The organism is Micromonospora sonchi (genome assembly GCF_014646235.1).
Taxonomy (GTDB): Bacteria; Actinomycetota; Actinomycetes; order Mycobacteriales; family Micromonosporaceae; genus Micromonospora; species Micromonospora sonchi.
In genome coordinates, this window is record NZ_BMNB01000023.1 from 81,207 (window position 1) to 101,489 (window position 20,283).

General features: G+C 72.1%; 18 protein-coding genes. 6 read left to right on the forward strand and 12 right to left on the reverse strand.

All coding sequences use genetic code 11. The features are described 5' to 3' along the window. Positions 1-21: 21 nt before the first annotated feature. Positions 22-1,269, forward strand: coding sequence for a phosphatidylserine decarboxylase (locus tag IEY61_RS22115; RefSeq protein WP_189047381.1), 1,248 nt, complete (start codon positions 22-24; stop codon positions 1,267-1,269). A 67-nt stretch (positions 1,270-1,336) separates the two neighbouring features. Here the strand turns inward: IEY61_RS22115 and IEY61_RS22120 are convergent, their stop codons facing one another. From IEY61_RS22120 to IEY61_RS22130, 3 genes are all read right to left on the reverse strand, one after another. Next, positions 1,337-2,263: a CDP-alcohol phosphatidyltransferase family protein gene (locus IEY61_RS22120; protein ID WP_189047418.1), complete on the reverse strand. Its 927-nt coding sequence runs from the start codon at positions 2,261-2,263 to the stop codon at positions 1,337-1,339. 361 nt (positions 2,264-2,624) lie between these two features. Further along, positions 2,625-3,533 carry an NUDIX domain-containing protein gene (locus tag IEY61_RS22125; RefSeq protein WP_189047420.1) on the reverse strand — a complete coding sequence of 303 codons (909 nt, stop codon included), beginning with the start codon at positions 3,531-3,533 and terminating at the stop codon, positions 2,625-2,627. Between the two features lie 130 nt (positions 3,534-3,663). Further along, a complete protein-coding gene (locus IEY61_RS22130; RefSeq protein ID WP_189047383.1) occupies positions 3,664-4,611 on the reverse strand; it encodes an NUDIX hydrolase in 948 nt (315 codons plus the stop codon). Positions 4,612-4,754: 143 nt separating this feature from the next. On the opposite strand from IEY61_RS22130, the gene IEY61_RS22135 reads away from it, so the two are divergent. Further along, entirely contained in the window at positions 4,755-5,051 is a 297-nt protein-coding gene (locus tag IEY61_RS22135; protein ID WP_189047385.1) for a PspC domain-containing protein, read from the forward strand. A 7-nt stretch (positions 5,052-5,058) separates the two neighbouring features. Here the strand turns inward: IEY61_RS22135 and guaA are convergent, their stop codons facing one another. Further along, positions 5,059-6,615, reverse strand: a complete 1,557-nt coding sequence (guaA, locus tag IEY61_RS22140) for a glutamine-hydrolyzing GMP synthase (protein WP_189047387.1) — start codon at positions 6,613-6,615, stop codon at positions 5,059-5,061. Positions 6,616-6,776: 161 nt separating this feature from the next. Then, complete coding sequence (locus IEY61_RS22145) at positions 6,777-8,477, reverse strand: GMC oxidoreductase (RefSeq protein ID WP_189047389.1); 1,701 nt, start codon at positions 8,475-8,477, stop codon at positions 6,777-6,779. Positions 8,478-8,577: 100 nt separating this feature from the next. Here IEY61_RS22145 and IEY61_RS22150 point away from each other — a divergent pair, with 100 nt between their 5' ends. Further along, the gene (locus IEY61_RS22150) at positions 8,578-9,705 is read left to right on the forward strand and encodes an LCP family protein (protein ID WP_189047391.1); all 1,128 of its coding nucleotides are present in this window, start codon (positions 8,578-8,580) and stop codon (positions 9,703-9,705) included. 138 nt (positions 9,706-9,843) lie between these two features. Here IEY61_RS22150 and IEY61_RS22155 read toward each other — a convergent pair whose 3' ends face one another. The 3 genes from IEY61_RS22155 to guaB form a co-directional block, all read right to left on the reverse strand. After that, positions 9,844-11,262 carry a M1 family metallopeptidase gene (locus tag IEY61_RS22155; protein WP_189047393.1) on the reverse strand — a complete coding sequence of 473 codons (1,419 nt, stop codon included), beginning with the start codon at positions 11,260-11,262 and terminating at the stop codon, positions 9,844-9,846. 110 nt (positions 11,263-11,372) lie between these two features. Further along, positions 11,373-12,491, reverse strand: coding sequence for a GuaB3 family IMP dehydrogenase-related protein (locus IEY61_RS22160; RefSeq protein WP_189047395.1), 1,119 nt, complete (start codon positions 12,489-12,491; stop codon positions 11,373-11,375). Positions 12,492-12,527: 36 nt separating this feature from the next. Continuing rightward, complete coding sequence (gene guaB, locus IEY61_RS22165; protein ID WP_189047396.1) at positions 12,528-14,090, reverse strand: IMP dehydrogenase; 1,563 nt, start codon at positions 14,088-14,090, stop codon at positions 12,528-12,530. A gap of 197 nt (positions 14,091-14,287) precedes the next feature. Here guaB and IEY61_RS22170 point away from each other — a divergent pair, with 197 nt between their 5' ends. Then, complete coding sequence (locus tag IEY61_RS22170; RefSeq protein WP_189047398.1) at positions 14,288-14,698, forward strand: DUF5319 domain-containing protein; 411 nt, start codon at positions 14,288-14,290, stop codon at positions 14,696-14,698. Between the two features lie 7 nt (positions 14,699-14,705). Here IEY61_RS22170 and IEY61_RS22175 read toward each other — a convergent pair whose 3' ends face one another. Next, positions 14,706-15,509: a helix-turn-helix transcriptional regulator gene (locus IEY61_RS22175; protein WP_189047400.1), complete on the reverse strand. Its 804-nt coding sequence runs from the start codon at positions 15,507-15,509 to the stop codon at positions 14,706-14,708. Between the two features lie 254 nt (positions 15,510-15,763). On the opposite strand from IEY61_RS22175, the gene IEY61_RS22180 reads away from it, so the two are divergent. Continuing rightward, a complete protein-coding gene (locus tag IEY61_RS22180; RefSeq protein WP_189047402.1) occupies positions 15,764-16,147 on the forward strand; it encodes a WhiB family transcriptional regulator in 384 nt (127 codons plus the stop codon). Positions 16,148-16,278: 131 nt separating this feature from the next. Here the strand turns inward: IEY61_RS22180 and groL are convergent, their stop codons facing one another. Both groL and groES read right to left on the reverse strand, forming a co-directional pair. Further along, on the reverse strand, positions 16,279-17,928 hold the full coding sequence (gene groL, locus IEY61_RS22185; RefSeq protein ID WP_189047404.1) for a chaperonin GroEL: 1,650 nt from the start codon (positions 17,926-17,928) through the stop codon (positions 16,279-16,281). Between the two features lie 70 nt (positions 17,929-17,998). Next, positions 17,999-18,307 carry a co-chaperone GroES gene (gene groES, locus IEY61_RS22190; protein WP_498070723.1) on the reverse strand — a complete coding sequence of 103 codons (309 nt, stop codon included), beginning with the start codon at positions 18,305-18,307 and terminating at the stop codon, positions 17,999-18,001. A 405-nt stretch (positions 18,308-18,712) separates the two neighbouring features. On the opposite strand from groES, the gene IEY61_RS22195 reads away from it, so the two are divergent. Then, on the forward strand, positions 18,713-20,059 hold the full coding sequence (locus tag IEY61_RS22195) for a THUMP-like domain-containing protein (RefSeq protein WP_189047406.1): 1,347 nt from the start codon (positions 18,713-18,715) through the stop codon (positions 20,057-20,059). Positions 20,060-20,085: 26 nt separating this feature from the next. On the opposite strand, the gene IEY61_RS32205 is transcribed toward IEY61_RS22195, so the two are convergent. Next, a partial coding sequence (locus tag IEY61_RS32205; RefSeq protein ID WP_373293196.1) for a zinc ribbon domain-containing protein occupies positions 20,086-20,283 on the reverse strand: 198 nt, incomplete at its 5' end.

A 20,283-nucleotide genomic window follows, 5' to 3' on the forward strand; every position in this document is an offset into this window, starting at 1 on the left:
CCTGTCAGGAGCCCGATCGACATGACCCAGTCCCCCGCCGTGCGTGCCTCTGGCCGGTCCGGTCCGGCCCGCCTCGGCGAGCGCGCCGCCCGTACGCTCGTCGCCGAGCTCGCCCGGATCAACGTCCCCAAGGCCGCCCTGCTGGTGGGCGTGACCCCGGAGTCCGCCGTGCTGGCCGCCGCGGTCGAGGCGCTGCTGCCCGGCGACACCCTCACCGTGGTCCCGGCCGAACGGGTCAGCGCCGCGGCGCTGCGGGAGCACGTCACCGCGCAGGGCCGCTGGGTCGCCGACCGGGTACGCGTCGTGGACAGCCTCGCCGAGGCCGAGCCGGCCGCCGTGGTGGTCGCCGGCGAGGCGTTCCTCGGTACCGCCGAGGAGACCCGTGGCGCCATCGAGACGCTGACCAAGTACCTGGCCGACGGGGCGGTGCTCAGCGTGGCCACCGCCGTCGGCCGGACCGCCGGCGCCGCCGCCGAGTTGGACCGCCAGGGCGCGCTGCACGGCGTCGGCACCGACCTGGTGCTGCGCAACTCCCCGCCGGTACGCGTCTACCGGCTTCGCTTCACCCCGACGCAGGCAGCAGCGGCGGAACATCTCACGCCGGCCTACCGCCCGTCGAGCGTGCCGGTCACCCGCGGCATGCACATCGACTCCAACGGGGTGGCCGCCGCCGGCATCGCCCTCGGGCTGGCCGCGCTGACCCGGCTGGCCCGGCCGAAGTCGAAGCTCTGGCTGCTGCCCGCGCTGGCCGCCGCACCGGTGGCGGCCTTCTTCCGGGACCCGGAGCGGGACGTACCGGAGGACCCGTCGGCCGTGGTGGCCGCCGCCGACGGCCAGGTGCTGTCGGTGCAGCGCCTGCACGACGAGCGCTTCGGCGACGGCGAGTTCCTGCGGATCGCGGTCTTCCTGTCGGTGCTCGACGTGCACGTCAACCGTGCTCCGGTGGCGGGCAAGGTGGTGGACTACTTCGTCGCCGACGGCGGATTCGTCAACGCGATGAAGCCGGACGCCGAGCACAACGTGGCCGCGTACACGGTGCTGGACACCACGCACGGCACGGTGGTGGTGGCGCAGCGGACGGGCCTGATCGCCCGGCGGATCGTGCAGCGCGCCCCGGTCGGAGCGCTGCTCGCCCGGGGTGAGCGGTTCGGGCTGATCCGGTTCGGCTCGCGGACCGACGTGTACCTGCCGGCTGAGGCGGCGGAGCCGCTGGTCGGCCCGGGTGACAAGGTGGTCGGTGGAGCGAGCGTGATCGCCCGCTGGCGCTGAGCGGAATGACCAGAACGGGGCGTCGCGGTCGACCGCGACGCCCCGTTCTCTTTCGGTGGTCCGAAGATCAGATGGTACGGCGCTGGCGCAGCCAGAGCACCGGCCCACTGATCAGGTAACCCACCACGATCAGGCCGAAGGTGAGCCGCACGTCGATCAACGCGCCGACCACCGGAGCGAGCCAGACCCACGGCGGCAGCTTGACCAGCCGGGCGAGCTTCGCGTACGGGAAACTGCTGACCATGGTGAAGGCGAGCAGTGCCACTCCGGCGATCTGCACCGCACCGGGCACCGGGACGCCGATGACCACCATCAGGGCCAGCACGGCCGCCGCCATCGTGGTCGGCACCCCGGAGAAGAACCGGCCGTCGGAGGGTGAGACGTTGAACCGGGCCAGGCGGATCGCAGCGCAGGAAGCCACGAGCGCGGCCGCCACCGCGGCGGCGGCCGCCGGCACCTCACCGGCGAGCGAGGCGTACACCACCACGGGCGCGGCGATGCCGAAGGAGCACATATCGGCCAGCGAGTCCATCTGGGCGCCGAACGGGCTGGCCACCCCGAGCTTGCGGGCCAGCGCGCCGTCCAGGCCGTCGAAGGCGACGCAGGCGATGAGGAACAGGGCGGCGAGCCGGACGTTGCCGTGCATGGCCACGAAGATCGCGTTGATGCCGAGCATCAGACTGGCCAGGGTGCAGGCGTTGACCAGCGCGAACTTCATCCGCCGGGCGGGCGTCCGCGCACCGGGGAGCAAGGGTACGGATGTCGCGACCGGCTCGTCCGCCACGGGGGGTGTCAGTGTCGCCGCGACGGCGGGGCTGATCGGGGCGATCGTCTCGATCCCGGCGCGGTGGAACCGTTGCAGGCCGTACCGGCGACGCGGGCGGTCCGCGTACCGGGGCTCGGGCAACATGTCGACCCCGTCGTGCAGTTCCACACCTCGGCGGCCGACGCGGACCAGCAGGACCTGACGAGCAAGGGTGCCGCTGCGGCGCAACGGGCCCGTCCAGCTTCGCCCTGCGGGACGCGGGCTGTCAGTCGTACGACGCCGGCGCCATGGGGCTCTCGGCACGTTTCCTCCATCACCGGGTGTTCCGCCGCGAGGCGGATGTCCGGCTGTCTCGTGCCGGACCTTTCTGGCCCGGCAGCCGTTTTGCGGAGTACACCATTGCACAGCGGGATGGGGATTGGCGATAGCTGCCGGCGGTACTTATATCTCCCCTAACCGCGCGAACCGCCGGGTTTGTTCCCATCCCGGGCGTGAACGCCCGTTTCGCGCCATCGGCCCTTCTCCGACTGTACCGGAGGTGGTCACCCCCGGCCGACGTGAGCGGCGGCCGGCAGCTGCGCGACGTCGATCACCTCGACGCTCCCAGGATCTCGGCGGCGATCTCCGTCAGGGGCAGTTCTCGCAGCTCGGACCGGGTGAACCAGCCGGCGCGGGCGGTCGACCCGCCGGCCAGCTCGGTCACCGTCGGCTCGGTCGGAAGATCGACCACGACCCGGTAGATGACCCGGACGCTGTGCGCGTCGATCGGATATCCCTCCGGCCCGAGCGCTGCCGGATTGTGTAGATCGTCCACCCCGATCAGGTCGATCACCCGACCCAGTTGGCCCGACTCCTCGACCAGTTCCCGGAGCAGCGCGGTGACGGGCTGTTCGCCATGGTCGGTCCCGCCGCCGGGCAGGTGCCACTGCCCGGCCCCCGGATAGCCCTCCGCGATCAGGCAGAGCAGCACCCGATCGGCGGGATCGGTGACCAGGCCGTACGCCCCGAAGCGCTGCCGCCGACGGGGGTCGGGCACGGCGAACGGCTGCCGGCGGCGGAGCGCCCCCGCCGGCAGCGGAACGACCGGCAGGCCGAGGGCCTCGGCGGTGAAGGCCAGCAGTGGCAGTCCGGCCGCCTCCGCCGTGGTCAACCAGCGGGCCAGGTCGGTGCTGCCTTCCACCTCTGAGTGCAACGCGCCGCCCACCGGCGTCAGGTCGAACAGCATCCGGTCGGTGTGCAGGGTCACCCCCTGGTCGGGGTACGGCACCACGTCCGCGACCACCGCCCGCAGCCCGGTCACCTCCACGGTCAGCCCGGTCTCCTCGGCGACCTCGCGGAGCACCGCGCGAGCGGGATTCTCGGCGTGTTCGACGCCACCGCCGGGCAGCGACCACACCCCGGGGAAGTCGGCGTACGCGGAGCCCCGCACCAGCAGCACCCGCTCCTGCCCGGCGTCCCGCACCACCCCGTACGCCCCGACCCGCCGCACCTGCTCCACTGCCCACCCCCGCCGTCGACGTCCGTCGATCATGAAGTTATCGCCGCCCGCCACGGCGTGTCATGACAATAACTTCATGATCAGCGGAAGGTTCCGCGGAGCGGGAGAGAGGTGGGGGGTGGAGAGGGGGTCAGGTCAGGCGGGCGGCCTGGACGGCTTCGGCGGTCACCTCGGTCAGGCGGTCGGTGGGCAGGGCGCCGAGTTCCTCGCGGGCGAACCAGCGCGCCTCACAGGTGGAGCCGCCGACGTCGCCGACCGTGGGCGGGGCGGGCTTGTCGACCACCACCCGGTAGAAGGCGCGTACGCCGTGCCAGTCGATCGGGTAGCCCTCCGGGCCGAGCGACGCCGCGTCCCGGTGGCTGGCGACCCCGAGCAGCTCGACGAGGCGCCCGGTCTGCCCGGTCTCCTCCACCAGTTCCCGGATCAGCGCCGCACCCGGCTGCTCCCCGTAGTCGGTGCCGCCGCCGGGCAGGTGCCAGCAGCCCGCGCCCGGGTAACCGTCCGCGACCCGGGTCAACAGCACCCGCCCGTCGGGGTCGGTGACCACGGCGTACGCGGCGAAGCGCTGCGCCCGGTGCAGCCCGTCGGGACCGGGCACCGCGTAGAAGGAGGGGAACTCCGGAGGCTCGTCGGGCACGATGTCCGCCGAGGCGGCGGGCAGCCCGAGGGCACGTGCCGTGAACGAGCGCAGCGGCAGCTGCCGCGCCTCCTCCAGGGTGAACCAGCGGGCCAGGTCGGTCGGCCGGTCCACCCGGTCGGTCAGCGAGCCACCCCGCACCGAGACCCGGTACACCAGGCGGTCGGTGTGGATGGTGATGCCTCGCTCGGGCAGGGCCCGCATGTCGGCCAACACGTCGTGCAGGCCGGCGACGGCGACCGACAGGCCGGTCTCGGCGGCGGTCTCCCGAACGACTGTGTGCTGCGGATCCTCGCCGTGGTCGACCGCCCCGCCGGGCAGGGACCACGTACCGGGTGTGCCCGAACGCTCCGACGCGCGAACCAGCAGCACTCGGTCTACCGAATCAGTACAGACTGCGTATGCCGCGATCCTGCGCAGCGGCTCCAGCATGGTGGTCACGGAGCCAAATTCTCCTCGTGACCAGCTACGGACGCGGAAGAGAGTCGGATTCCTGACTGATCACTGTCCCTGAGGTGCAGTTCAGGGTATTGATCCGGGCGGTCACCGAGGTCGATGCGCGCCGAGACGAGGACCGTGGAGGCATGACTCACACCTCGCAGGCCCCGTACAAGCAGCTACGCCGCCCGACCACGGACCGGATGGTGGCCGGGGTCGCCAGCGGCCTCGGCCGCTACTTCACCGTCGACCCCACCCTGGTCCGCGTCGTCTTCGCCGTCGGCACGCTGCTGACCGGCGGGATCGCCGCGCTCGCGTACCCGATCATGTGGTTCCTGATGCCCGAGGAGCCGGCCGGCGCACCCGCGTGGCCGCAGCCGCAAACGCCGCAGCCGCAGACCCCGGAGCCGGCACCCCGGACGGATCCTCAGCCGCCGGTCTGAGCCGGCGTCACTCCCACTCGATGGTGCCCGGCGGCTTGCTGGTGACGTCCAGGACCACCCGGTTCACCTCGGCCACCTCGTTGGTGATCCGGGTGGAGATCCGGGCGATCACGTCGTAGGGCAGCCGGGACCAGTCGGCGGTCATCGCGTCCTCGCTGGAGACCGGGCGCAGCACCACGGGATGCCCGTAGCTGCGCCCGTCGCCCTGCACGCCGACGCTGCGTACGTCGGCCAGCAGCACCACCGGGAACTGCCACACGTCCCGGTCCAGACCGGCCGCGCTGAGCTCCTGACGGGCGATGAAGTCGGCCTGGCGGAGCAGGTCCAGGCGCTCCCGGTCGACCGCGCCGACGATCCGGATGGCCAGCCCGGGGCCCGGGAACGGATGCCGCCAGACCATCGCCTCGGGCAGGCCGAGCTGGAGACCGAGCGTACGGACCTCGTCCTTGAACAGCGTGCGCAGCGGCTCGACCAGGGCGAACTTCAGGTCCTCAGGCAGGCCGCCGACGTTGTGGTGGCTCTTGATGTTGGCGGTGCCGGGGCCGCCACCGGACTCGACCACGTCCGGGTAGAGGGTGCCCTGCACCAGGAACTCGACGTCACCGTGCGAGGCGATCTCCCGCGCCGCGGCCTCGAAGACCCGGATGAACTCCCGACCGATGATCTTGCGCTTCTGCTCCGGGTCGGTCACCCCGGCCAGCGCATCGAGGAACCGGTCGGCCGCGTCGACCACCTTGAGCTTGATGCCGGTGGCCGCGACGTAGTCCTTCTCCACCTGCTCGGCCTCGCCCGCGCGCAGCAGACCGTGATCGACGAAGACGCAGGTCAGTTGGTCACCGACGGCCCTGTGCACGAGCGCGGCGGCAACCGCGGAGTCCACCCCGCCGCTCAGGCCGCAGATGACCTCCTTGTCACCGACCTGCGCGCGGATCCGGGCCACCTGCTCGTCGATGATGTTCTCGGGCGTCCAGGTCGGCTCGATCCCGGCGATCTCGTACAGGAAGCGGGTCAGCATCTCCTGCCCGTGCGCGGTGTGCCCCACCTCGGGGTGGAACTGCACCCCGGCCCGGCGGCCGGCCAGGTCCTCGAAGGCGGCGACCGGCGCACCGGCCGACTCGGCGGTCACCGTGAAACCCTCGGGCGCCTCGGTGACACAGTCGCCGTGGCTCATCCAGACCGGCAGGTCGGCTGGCAGGTCACGGAGCAGCACACCCGGGTCGAGCAGGCGGGGACGCAGCGGGGTGCCGCCGTACTCGCGGCTGCCGGTGCGCGCCACCGTGCCGCCGAGGGAGCGGGCCATCGCCTGGAACCCGTAGCAGATGCCGAAGACCGGCACGCCCGTGCGGAACAGCGCGTCGTCGACCTGCGGGGCGTCCGGCTCGTGCACGCTCGCCGGGCCGCCGGAGAGGATGATCGCGGCCGGATCCCGGGCCAGCATCTCGGCCACCGGCATGGTGTGCGGGACGACCTCGGAGTAGACCCTCGCCTCGCGTACCCGTCTGGCGATCAGCTGGGCGTACTGGGCACCGAAGTCGACCACGAGGACAGGACGCGGCAGGCTCATAGCCGGCAATCCTACCGAGCGTGACCGGCACTCCCACACGCACCGCCCCCACCACGCCCCCTCCCCACGCCTCGCCCGCGGCTCGCCGATCTTGCAGTTTCGGTCGCCTTTATGTGCTCTATGCACCTTTCGCCCCGACGGAAACTGCAAGATCGACGAGGTCAGGGGTGAGGGTGGAGGGCGGCGGGGGCGTGTGGGGGGACGGCGGGGGCGTGTGGGGGGACGGGGGTGAGGGGGCGGTAGGGGGTGCCCAGTGGGGGGCGGGGGTCGGGATCGGTTCTGTTGGGCCAGAGGGACATGGCGCGTTCGGCCTGGGCGGTGATGGTCAGGGACGGGTTGACGCCGAGGTTGGCGGAGATGGCGGCGCCGTCGACCACGTGCAGGCCCGGGTGGCCGAAGACCCGGTGGTACGGGTCGATCACCCCGTCGGCCGGGGTGGCGCCGATGACCGCGCCGCCGAGGATGTGCGCGGTCATCGGGATGTCGAACGGCTCGGTCAGCGCGCCGCCCGGCGTACCGTCGATCTCCTCCGCGAGCAGCCGGGCCGCCTGGTTGCCGGCCGGGATCCAGGTCGGGTTGGGGGCACCATGGCCGGGACCGGCGACCAGCCGACGGCCGAACGGGCCGCGCCGCAGGCGGGTGGTCAACGAGTTGTCGGCCGACTGCATCACCAGCGCGATCACGGTACGCCCCGACCAGCCCCGCACGGAGAGCATCCGGGCGGCCCGGCCCGGGTGTCGCAGCAACTGCCCCAGCCAGCGGCGCACCCGGTGCGGCCCGCCGTCGACCAGCAGCGACTGGAGCAACCCCATCGCGTTCGAGCCCTGCCCGTAGCGGACCGGCTCGATGTGGGTACGCGCGTCCGGGTGGAACGAACTGGTGATCGCCACCCCCTCGGTGAAGTCCACCCCGCGCGCCCGGGCCTGCCGGCGCGACATCGAGGCGCCGAGGATCGCCTCCGAGTTGGTCCTGGTCAGCTCGCCGAGTCGGGGCGAGAGCGCGGGCAGGTCGCCGGCGGCGCGCATCTCGTGCAGCAGCCGCTGGGTACCCAGCGCACCGGCGGCGAAGACCACCTGATCGGCGTGGATCACCTGCCGGCGCTTGCGCAGCCAGGCGCCCGTGCGCTCGGTGTGCACCGCGTACCCGTCGCCGGACGGCCGGACCGCGGTCACCGTGATCAGCGGGTGCACTTCGGCGCCGATCCGCTCGGCCAGCCAGAGGTAGTTCTTGACCAGCGTGTTCTTCGCGCCGTACCGGCAGCCGGTCATGCAGGCGCCGCAGTGCGTGCAGCCGACGCGATCCGGACCGACACCACCGAAGTACGGGTCGGCCACCCGCTCGCCGGGCCGTCCGATGTGCACGCCGACCGGGGTGGCGTGAAAGGTGTGCCCCACCCCCATCCGCTCGGCCACCCGCCGCATCGCCCGGTCCGCACCGGTGACGACCGGGTACGCGGTGACGCCGAGCATCCGCTTCGCCTGGTCGTAGTGCGGGGCCAACTCGGCCCGCCAGTCGGTGATGTCCCGCCACTGCGGGTTGGCGTAGAAGGTGTCCGGCGGCTCGTAGAGGGTGTTGGCGTACACCAGCGAGCCGCCACCGACCCCGGCGCCCGACAGCACCAGCACCCCGCCGCCGGCTCGCCGCTCGGCGGCCCGCAGCAGGGTGATGCGTTGCAGGCCGAAGCAACCCAGCCGCGGCGCCCACAGGAAGCGGCGCAGTCGCCACGACGTCTGCGGGAACTCGTCGTCGGCGAACCGCCGACCGGCCTCCAGCACGCCGACCGAGTAGCCCTTCTCGGCCAGCCGGAGCGCGGCGACGCTGCCGCCGAAGCCGGATCCGATGACGACCACGTCATACCGCATGGAGCCATCATTACCCGCCAGTAGCTCTCGCGCCAGGGGCACTCTCTGCGTGATCATGCAGCGGGACCGATGGGATCGGTACCGGACGAAGGAGGCACCGATGGCGCTCGCAGCGGACCGCCGACGCGTGACCCTGCTGCTGGCCGGGTTGGTCACGGTGCTCCTGCTGGCCGGCGGCGCGCTGGTGGTGGCCCGTACGCTCGCCGCCGACCGGACGGCACCGACCGCCCGGGCGACCGGCCCGGACCCGTCGCCGAGCGGACAACCCGATCCCAGCCCGAGCACACCACCGCCGGGAGCCGACATCACCGGCCCGCTCAACCTGCTGCTGGTCGGCGTCGACACCCGGGTCAGCGTGCCCGGTTGGGAACCGCACGCCGACGCCGTACTCATGCTGCACGTGCCGGCCGGGCTGTCCCGGGCGTACCTCTTCTCGCTTCCCCGGGACCTGGTGGTGGACGTCCCGGCCTTCAAACCGGCCGGCTACTCCGGCGGGCGGACCAAGCTCACCAACGCGATGAGCTACGGCAGCCGGGTGCCGGGCCGGGCGAAGCGACCGGACCCCGCCCAGGGGTACGACCTGCTGCGGCGAACCGTCAGCGACTACACCGGCCTGCGCATCGACGGCGGCGCGGTGCTCACCTTCGGCGGCTTCGACAAGCTGGTGGACAGCCTGGGTGGCGTCGACATCCACATCGACCAGCGGGTGGTCTCGCGGCACCGCCAGCCGGACGGCAAGCACCGGCGGCCCGGCCCCGGAATCGGTGGCTACGTCGGGCCGCAGATGGTCTACGAGCCCGGCGAGGCGCACCTCAACGGCTGGCAGGCGCTGGACTACGCCCGCCAGCGCTACCTGCCCGGCGGCGACTACACCCGGCAGCGCCACCAGCAACAGCTGATCAGAGCGCTGGTCAGCAAGATCCTCGACGCGGACCTGGCCCGCCAACCGGAGCAGGTCGAGCAGGTGACCGACGCGCTCGGGGAGATGCTGGTCTACGTCGGCGGGCGAAAGATCGTCGAGTTCGCGTACGCCCTCGGTGGCCTCTCGCCCGACGCCCTCACCCTGGTCGTCCTGCCCGGGGCCGCGGTCGGCCAGGGCAGTTCCTACCGGGGCGAGGAGCTGACCCGGGTCGGCCGCCGCTTCCTCACCGAACTGCGCGCCGGCCGGGTCGACGCCTACCTCGCCGAGCATCCGAAGCTAACGGTCCCAGCGCCACACCCTGGTTGATCATGAGGTTAGCGGCAGTAGAAGAGATCGACTTCGCCGCTAACCTCATGATCAACCAGGGGTGGGGGGTCGGGCAGGGGGGGGGGAGGGGGGAGGGGGGAGGGGACCGGGGTCGGGGGTCGGGGTCGGGGGTCGGGGTCAGGGCAGGGCGGGTGGGGTGGTGTTGGTGAGCCAGGCGTCGAAGAACGAGCCCAGGGAGCGGCCCGAGACCCGTTCGGCCAGGGCAACGAAGTCCGCGGTGGTCGCGGTGCCGTCCCGGCGCTCGGTGGTCCAGGCTCGCAGGATCTCGAAGAAGGCGTCGTCGCCGACGGTACGCCGCAGCGCGTGCACGGTGAGCGCCCCCCGCTTGTAGACGGCGGTGCTGAACATCTGGCCCACGCCGGGATCGAGCGTGCGCCGCGACCAGTCGGTCGCCGCGTACTGGAGCTCGAAGTTGCGCTGGGCGGTGGTGCCGCCGTCGTGCTCCGCCCACATCCACTCGGCGTAGCTGGCGAACCCCTCGTTGAGCCAGATGTCACGCCAGCCGGCCAGCGCCACGCTGTTGCCGAACCACTGATGGGCCAACTCGTGGACGACCACGCCGTAGTTCGGTTCGCCCTGGCGGAAGAAACCCGGCCCGTAGACCGGCCGCGACTGGGTCTCCAGGGCGTACCCGATGCGGGTGTCGGCGACCACCACGCCGCCGTACGCCTCGAACGGGTACGGCCCGAACCGGCCGGCCAGGAAGTCCGCGATCTCGCCGGTGCGGGCCAGTGACCTGGCCTCCGGCCCGGTGGCGGGCAACCCGGACGGCACCGCGGTGACCAGCGGCTTGCCGCCGTGGCTGCCGGTGTCCACCCGGTAGTCGCCGATCACCAGGGTGGTCAGGTAGCTCGCCATCGGCGACCGCTCGGCCCAGCGCCAGGTGGTCCAGCCGTCGGCGCTGGTCCGCTCGCCGGGCACCCCGTTGCTCAGCGCGGCGAGACCGTCGGGGACGGTCACCTCGATGTCGTAGGTGGCCTTGTCCGAGGGGTGGTCGTTGACCGGGAACCAGGTCGCCGCCGAGTGTGGCTGGCCGAGGGCGATCGCGCCGTCCTCGGTGTGCTGGAAGCCACCGCCGCCCAGCACACCGTCGGTGACCGCCTCGGGCACGCCGGCGTAGACCACCTCGACGGTGAATCGGCTGCCGGTGGCCAGCCCCGAGCCGGGGGTGACGACCAGCTCGCCGTCGGCGTGCCGGTACTCGGCGGGGACACCGTTCACGGCGACCGAGCTGACGTCCAGCCCGGCCAGGTCCAGATTGAACCGGGACAGCCCGTGCGTCGCGGTCGCGGTGACCTCGGCCCGGCCGGCGAGCCGGTCGTTCGCCGGGTCGTAGCGCACCGCCAGCCGGTAGTGGGCGACGTCGTACCCGCCGTTGCCGCTGCCCGGGACGTACGGGTCGGCGAGATCCGCGCTGCCCGCCCGGAACCCGTCGTCGTCCCGCCCCGGGCCCGTGCAGCTGACCAGCGCGAGCGCGGCCACCACCGCCACCGCCACCCGCCCCCGCGCGCCCCGGCCCGCCCACCCCCCGCTCATCGGATGAGCCTATCGCGCCACCTCAGCGTCGATCATGAGGTTGACGGCCGTGTGGAGATCGACCACTGCCGTCAACCTCATGATCAACGGGGAAAAGAGGGTGGGAGGGGCTAGCGGTCCAGGACCAGGCCTACCCGCTGGAATTCCTTGAGGTCACGGTAGCCGCACTTGGCCATGGCGCGGCGTAGGCCGCCGAAGAGGTTGAGCTGGCCGTCGGGCTCGTCGGCGGGGCCGAAGAGGAGGCGTTCCATGGAGCCGAGGGAATCGCCGGCGGCCTCGAAGGCACCCCGGGGCAGCGACGGGTGGCTGGCCGCCGAGTGCCACCAGGTGCCGCCGGCCGGTGCCTCGTCGCAGAGCGACAGGGGCTCGCCGAGCATCACCGCGTCCGCACCGCAACCGATCGCCTTGGCGATGTCGCCGGAGGTACGGATGTCCCCGTCGGCGATCAGGTGCACGTACCGGCCGCCGGTCTCGTCCAGGTAGTCCCGCCGGGCCGCGGCCGCGTCGGCGATCGCGGTGGCCATCGGCACCCGGATGCCGAGCACCGACTCGGTCGTGGACCACTCGTCGCCACCGATGCCGACGATCACGCCGGCCGCGCCGGTGCGCATCAGGTGCAGCGCCGTCTTGTAGTCGGTGCAGCCGCCAACGACGACCGGGAGGTCGAGGTCGGCGATGAACTCCTTGAGGTTGAGCGGCTCGTCGGTGGTCGAGACGTGCTCGGCCGAGACGATGGTGCCCTGGATGACCAGCATGTCCACGCCCGCGTCGAGGATGACCGGGGCCAGCGCCAGGGTGTGCTGCGGGGAGACCCGCACCGCCACCGTGCCGCCGCCCTCGCGCAGCTCCCGGACCCGTTCGGTGATCAGATCCGGCCGGATCGGCTCGGCGTACACCTCCTGGAGCCGCTTGGTGGCGCGGGCGTCCTCGTCCAGGCCGGCGAGCTCCTCCAGCACCTTGGTCGGGTTCTCGTAGCGGGTCCAGAGCCCCTCGACGTTGAGCACGCCGAGCCCGCCGAGCTGCCCGAGCCGCACCGCCGAGGCCGGGCTCATCGTCGCGTCCGAGGGGTGCCCCACGCAGGGGATGCCGAACTGGTACGCGTCGAGCTGCCACCCGGTGGAGACGTCGTCCACGTCCCGGGTGCGGCGGCTCGGCACGATGGCGATGTCGTCCAGGTGGTAGCCGCGCTGCGCGGTCTTGCCCAGCCCGATCTCGACCACGTCACGCATGGGGACTCCAGAGTTGTTCAGGGGTGGTGGGAGGGGTCAGCGGGTGTGGTAGTTCGGCGCCTCGACGGTCATCTGGATGTCGTGCGGGTGGCTCTCCTTCAGCCCCGCCGCGGTGATCCGGATCAACTGGCCGCGCTCGTGCAACTCGGCGATGCTCTCCGCGCCCGCGTACCCCATTGCCAGGCGGAGGCCGCCGACCAACTGGTGGGCCATCCGGGACAGCGGCCCCCGGTACGGCACCTGGCCCTCGACGCCCTCCGGGACCAGCTTCTCGTCGCTGGTCACGTCCTGCTGGAAGTAGCGGTCCTTGGAGTACGACTTGGCCTGCCCGCGCGACTGCATCGCGCCGAGCGAGCCCATGCCCCGGTACGCCTTGAACTGCTTGCCGTTGACGAAGATCAGCTCGCCGGGGCTCTCCTCGCAGCCGGCCAGCAGGCTGCCGAGCATCACCGTGTCGGCGCCGGCGACGAGTGCCTTGGCGATGTCGCCGGAGTATTGAATGCCACCGTCACCGATCACCGGCACGCCCGCCGGGCGGGCCGCCCGCGCGGCCTCCATGATCGCGGTGATCTGTGGCACGCCGACGCCGGCCACGATCCGGGTGGTGCAGATGGCGCCCGGCCCCACGCCGACCTTCACCCCGTCGGCACCGGCGTCGACCAGGGCCTTCGCTCCGGCGTAGGTCGCCACGTTGCCGCCGACCACGTCGGCGGCAACGTCCTTCTTGAGCCGGCTGACCATCTCCAGCACGGCCCGCTGGTGGCCGTGGGCGGTGTCCACGATGAGCACGTCGACGCCCGCGTCGACCAGCGCGCGGGCCCGCTTGTACGCGTCCTCACCGACACCGATCGCCGCCGCCACCCGCAGCCGGCCGGCGTCGTCCTTGGTGGCGTTCGGGTACTGCTCGCTCTTGGTGAAGTCCTTGACGGTGATCAGCCCGCGCAGCTTGCCGGAGCCGTCGACGATCGGCAGCTTCTCGACCTTGTGCTGGCGGAGCAGGGCGAGCGCCTCGTCCTTGCTCACCCCGACCGACGCGGTGACCAGGGGCGCGCGGGTCATGATCTCGTGGACCGGCGTGGCCGGCTCGGAGACGAAGCGCATGTCCCGGTTGGTGACGATGCCCACGAGCTGCCCCTGCGCGTCCACCACCGGCACCCCGGAGATGCGGTAGCGCCCGCAGAGCTGGTCGACCTCGCGGAGGGTGTCGTCCGGGCTGGCGGTCACCGGGTTGGTGATCATGCCGGACTCGGAGCGCTTGACCAGGTCGACCTGGAGCGCCTGGTCCTCCACCGCGAGGTTGCGGTGCAGCACGCCGATGCCGCCCTGGCGGGCCATCGCGATCGCCATCCGCGCCTCGGTCACCGTGTCCATCGCGCTGGACAACAGCGGGATGGAGAGGGTGACGTTGCGGGTCAGCCGGGTGAGGGTGTTGACCCGGCTGGGCACCACGTCCGACTCGCCCGGCTGGAGCAGCACGTCGTCGAAGGTCAGCCCCAGCGGAACCACCCGGGCCGAGCCGGCGGGCAGCTCGGGCAGGTGGCCGCCCAGCTCGCCGGCCTCGGTGCCGGCGGAAAGGTCGATGCGGGGCGAATTATCCACGATTGCTCTCCTGAGCTGCTCGAACGGGCTTCAGTGAGGTGGCACTGGTGGGCACCGGCCGGGACCGGGCGAGGGTGCGTCGCCCCCATCGTACCCAGTGGCCCGGGTGACACCCGCGTCCGGCGGCCCGCGCGACGTCGGTAGCCGTTACCCGACGGGGGCGGGCGTCGGCGGGTGCTTGGGTCTACGGTGAGGGGGTGCACGACGAGCCCATCGACCCGTTCACCGGCGACCCGACCGACCCGGCGGCCGGGCTGGACGAGCCCGACCGCGACGATCCACTCGACCCGCTGACCGACGTCGAGCGCCAGGACGTGCTGGAGGATCTCGCCGACCTGGAGATCTACCAGGCGCTGCTCGCGCCGATCGGCGTACGAGGGCTCGTGATCGAGTGCGAGGACTGCCGGGAGCCGCACTACTTCGACTGGGACCTGCTCCGGGGCAACCTGCGCCATCTGCTGAGTTCCGGGCGCCCCCGGGTGCACGAGCCGGCCTACGATCCCGATCCCGACCACTACGTCACCTGGGACTACGCCCGGGGCTACGCCGACGGGGTGCACGACACCCTCAGTGAGGGCACCGAGGACGAGCCCGACTCGCGCGACTGAGCCACGCTCAGGCGACCAGCCCGGCGCGGAATCCGGCAGCCACCGCGTGCGCCCGGTCGCGGGCACCGAGCTTGCGGAACAACCGCCGGGCGTGGGTCTTCACGGTGTCCTCGGAGACGAACAACTCGCGGCCGATCTCGGCGTTGCTCTTGCCCTCGGCCATCCCGAGCAACACCTGCAACTCCCGTTCGGTGAGTCCGATCGCCGACCGGTCCGGCCGAGCCGCGGCGGGCCGGTCCGACCCGGTCGCGTTTTCGGCATCCGGCTCGGCCGGGTCGTCGCCGCGCTGCGCCGGCACCATCGCCGGGCCGCCCTGGGCGTCACCGGCCGGCCAGGCCGGCGCACTCTCGCCGGTGGGCCGGCCAGTCTGCGCCGGCCGCTTCGGGCTGCCCACCGCGGCGGTGTCCCGGGCCGGGTCCGCGATCCGGTGCCGGTTGGCCCGGCCCGGTGCGGCCAGCAGCAGCAGGGCCTTGGCGACCGCGCTGGTGAGGTCGTGGTCCACACCCTGGATGAGTCCTCGTGCCCCGGCGTTGATGGTCGCCGCCGCGGCCTCGGACTCCTCGGCGCCGAGCAGCAGCACGGCGGCCTGCGGCGCCCGGGCCAGCACCCGACGGACGAAGCCGGCGCTGTCGGGCCGGGTGAGCGCGGTGTCGGCGAGCACCACGTCGGCGGGACGCTCCGCCAACCGCAGCATCACCTCGGGATCGGAGACTGCTGTCCGAACCGCACCGGACAACCCCAGCCGCGCCGCCGCGGAGGTCAGGTGCTGCGCCGCGAGCGGCGTCCGAACGCACACGAGAACCGTACGCACAGTGATCTCCTTTCCGAAGATGAGCAGACCACGACCGGGCGGGCTCAGGAGGAGGTTCCGGGCAATCCTCTCCACTTTTCCGACAGTTAGGGCATATGCCGCAAGTCGCCAGATGTTTTGGATCAAAGACGTGTGAGTCGAGAGCGAGCCGGGTACCGAGGGGCCAGGCCGGGAACGGTGCGCCTGCGCGGCCCGCCGCCCGGACTGCCGGCCACAGAAACGTCTCGCGGTGCCGCGCGAGAGGAGGGGTGCTGATGTCGAACGTACGTAGACTGCCCGGACCCATCATCGACCTCTGGGATTGGCAGCGGCTCGGTGCCTGTCGGGGCCGGGACAGCGCCCAGTTCTTCCACCCCGACGGCGAGCGCGGCTCCTCCCGCCTACGTCGGGAGTCCAACGCGAAGACGGTCTGCCGCGCCTGCCCGGTCCGCGCCGAGTGCGCCGCGCACGCCCTGGCCGTCCGGGAGCCGTACGGGGTGTGGGGCGGCTTCAGCGAGTCCGAGCGGCTACGGCTGCTCGCGGTCGGCTGGGAGGATCTCGCCGACCGCCGGCAGAACCGGGTCGACGTCGCCCGGCTGGAGGCCCGGCTGGGCAGCGCCCACCGGTCGGCCGTCCCCGTCCAGCGCAAGGTCGCCTGATCCCGCCACCCGACGCCGCGTCCCCACTGCGGGACGCGGCGTCGCCGTTCACGGCCGGCCGCTGCCGGCCCAAGAGCGTGGGGCGCACCGTCGTCGACGGATGCGCCCCACGTCCCGGCGTACGGCAGGGGTCAGAAACCCGGACCGTGCTGGTGGCTGTGCCCGTGGCCGTGCGAGTGGCCGTGCCCACCGGCGGCGGGCTCCGACTCCTGCGGCTTCTCCACCACGAGGCTCTCGGTGGTCAGCAGCAGACCGGCGATCGACGCGGCGTTGGTCACCGCGTTACGGGTCACCTTCACCGGGTCGAGGATGCCCTTGTCGGCCAGGTTCGCGTACTCGCCGACGGCGGCGTCGAGGCCGTGGCCCCACTGGCCGCCGACGACCTTCTGCACCACGACGTAGCCGTCGTGGCCGGCGTTCTGGGCGATCCAGCGCAGCGGCTCGAGCAGCGCCTTGCGCACGATCGACACGCCGACCTTCTCGTCGCCGGTGAAGCCGAGGTCGTCGTCGAGCACCGGCAGGATCTGCACCAGGGCGGCACCGCCACCGGGCACCGTACCCTCCTCGACCGCGGCCTTGGTCGCGGCGATGGCGTCCTCGATGCGGTGCTTGCGCTCCTTCATCTCGACCTCGGTGGCCGCGCCGACCTTGACCACCGCGATGCCACCGGAGAGCTTGGCCAGCCGCTCGGCGAGCTTCTCCCGGTCCCACTCGGAGTCGGACGCCTCGATCTCCTTGCGGATCTGGGCGACCCGGTCGGCGACCTCGCTGGCCTGCCCGCCACCGTCGACGATCGTGGTGTTCTCCTTGTCGACCACCACGCGCCGGGCGCTGCCCAGCACCTCCAGACCGACCTGGTCGAGCTTGTAGCCAAGCTCGGGGGCGATCAGCTCGGCGCCGGTGAGGATCGCCATGTCCTGGAGCATCGCCTTGCGGCGGTCACCGAAGCCGGGGGCCTTGACCGCGCAGACCTTGAGGGTCTTGCGGATCGAGTTGACCACCAGGGTGGACAGGGCCTGGCCCTCGACGTCCTCGGCGATGATCAGCAGCGGCTTGTTGTTCTGGAGAACCTTCTCCAGCAGCGGCAGCAGCTCCTCGATCGCCGAGATCTTCTGCGTGGTGAGCAGGACGTACGCGTCCTCCAGAACCGACTCCTGCGCCTCGGCGTCGGTGACGAAGTTCGGCGAGATGAAGCCCTTGTCGAACTGGAGCCCCTCGGTGACGTCCAGCTCGGTGTGCAGGGTGGAGCCCTCCTCGACGGTGATCACACCGTCCCGGCCGACCCGCTCCATCGCCTCGGCGATCAACTCGCCGATGGTGGCGTCCTGCGCGGAGATCGTCGCGACGTGCGCGACCGACTTCTTGTCGGCGACCTCGACGGCCTTGTCGAGCAGCGCCTCGGAGACCTTGGCCGAGGCCGCGTCGACGCCCCGCTTGAGGGCGGCCGGGTTGGCGCCGGCCGCGACGTTGCGCAGGCCCTCGCGGACCATCGCCTGGGCCAGCACGGTCGCGGTGGTGGTCCCGTCGCCGGCGACGTCGTTGGTCTTGGTCGCCACCTCCTTGACCAGCTGCGCGCCGAGGTTCTGGTAGGGGTTGGTGAGCTCGATCTCCTTGGCGATCGTCACGCCGTCGTTGGTGATCGTGGGCACACCGAATTTCTTGTCGAGGACGACGTTGCGCCCACGCGGCCCGAGGGTGACCTTGACCGCGTTCGCGAGCGCGTTGACACCGTGCTCCAGCTGGTGCCGGGCGTCGTCCGAGAAGCTCAGGATCTTCGCCATGAATGTCCCTTCGAAGCGACGTTGCCCCGGCCCGGCGAGCCGGACCGGGGCAACGACACTGATCGGTTGCTTACTTCTCGATGACCGCGAGGACGTCGCGGGCGGAGAGCACCAGGTACTCCTCGCCGGCGTACTTGACCTCGGTGCCGCCGTACTTCGAGTAAAGGACGGTGTCGCCGACGGAGACGTCGATCGGGACGCGGTTGCCCTTGTCGTCGATCCGGCCCGGACCGACAGCGAGGACGGTGCCCTCCTGCGGCTTCTCCTTGGCGGTGTCGGGAATCACGATCCCCGAGGCGGTGGTGGTCTCGGCCTCGTTCGCCTGGACCACGATGCGGTCCTCGAGCGGCTTGATCGCAACCTTGGTCGCGGTAGTCACGGGCATACCCTCCTGGGGTACTTGGTTTCGTTGCCGGTCGGCATGCCGACCAGCGTCAATCTGCCACATGCCACCGGGCGGGGCCGTCGTCGCGGGTGCCGGTCCGCCTGGCGTTCAACCCTCGGGCACCAGGGCCCGAGCGTTGGCACCCTCAGGGTGAGAGTGCTAATCGCAGGTTATTCCTCGGCTAGCACTCCGTCAAGGAGAGTGCCAGCGCCACCCGCCCTCGTGTCGCCACTCCTCGCCACTCCTTCCCGCCGAGCCCGGTCGGCCGCACATTGATCGTTTGCACTCCAGTAACTCGGACATCGGCGTGTCGACTCACTGAAGTGCAAAGGATCACGCCGCGTTCCGGCGACGCTTGCCCTCCGCGGGTGGGTCATCGTGGGTCGGGACAATGGGCGGGTGGATCTGGAGCAGTTTGCCGCGCTGCGTACCGGCGAGGGGTCGGCCGCGCTCGACGCGGCGGCTCGGGTGGCCGGCGGTGACCCGCTGACCGCGGCGGCCACGCTCCGCTCCGCCGGGGTGCCGGCCGGATTGGCGGCGGCGGCGCTGACCCAGGCGGAGTTGCGTCGCCGGGCGGCCGGCAAGTTCGGGCCGGCGGCGGCCGGCATGTTCTTCACCCGGCCCGGTCTGGAGCAGGCCACTCGGCAGGCCGTCGCGCGCCGTCGCGCCGAGCGGCTGCGGGCCGCCGGGGTGACCACCCTGGCCGACCTGGGCTGCGGGCTGGGCGCCGACGCGTTGGCCGCCGCCAGTGCCGGCATCCGGGTGTACGGCGTGGAGGCCGACCCGGTCACCGCCGCACTGGCCGAGGCGAACGCGCAAGCGTCGGGGTACGCCGAGCTGTTCACCGTCGAGTGCGGCGACGCGACCGCGTTCGACGTGACCCGGGTCGAGGCGGTCTTCTGCGACCCGGCCCGGCGCCGGGCCGGCACCGGCCGCCGGATCTTCGACCCGAACGCGTACTCGCCGCCGTGGGACTTCGTCACCGGGCTGGCCGAACGGGTGCCGTACACGGTGGTGAAGGTGGCTCCCGGTCTCGACCACGCCCTGATCCCGCCCGGTGCCGAGGCCGAGTGGGTCAGCGTCGACGGCGACCTGGTCGAGGCGGCCCTCTGGTGCGGCCCCCTCGCCGAGCACCCCCGCCGCGCCACCGTGCTGAAGGAAGGGCCCCCTGTTAACGCCTCCGGTAGTAAAGGGGCCCCTTCTTATCACTTCGCCGCCCACTCCGCCGGCCGGGAGAGCGTCCACCAGCTGATCGGTTCGGGACGGGCCGAGGCGCCGGTCGGGCCGGTACGTCGCTTCGTGTACGACCCGGATCCGGCGGTCATCCGCGCCCACCTGGTCGCCGAGCTGGCCGCCGAACTCGACGCCACGCTGGCCGACCCGACGATCGCCTATCTCTACGCCGACGACGCGACGCCCACGCCGTACGCCCGCTGCCTCGAGGTGACCGACGTGCTGCCGTTCTCGCTCAAGCGACTGCGCGCGCTGCTACGGGAGCGCCGGGTCGGCCGGGTGGAGATCCTCAAGCGCGGCTCCGCGCTGGAACCCGAACGGCTCCGACGCGACCTGCGGCTGACCGGTGATCAACCGGCGAGCCTGGTGCTGACCCGGGTCGCCGGAGCACCGACGGTGCTCGTCTGCCGACCCTCGGCCCCACGGGCAGCCACCGAGAGCCCCTGGGCCGAGGCGCGGGCCGGGGACCAAGCGGGCGCTGAGCCACTGGCCCGAGGGGCGGACGGGGACTAGGTTGACGGCTTGACTTCCTCCCCTGCCTAAAGGCGGGGGGTTCCCACCCTCGCGGATGGGAGTTCCTGGTTCATCACAGACCGCACGGAAGGAGAGTCTTCGTGTCTGACGTCCGCTCCGCAGGCGTTTTTCGTCTCCACCAGCCCGGCGGCGACGGCGATGTTCTTGGCGGCGTTGATGTCCCGATCATGTCGGGTGCCGCAGGTCGGACACGACCAACGCCG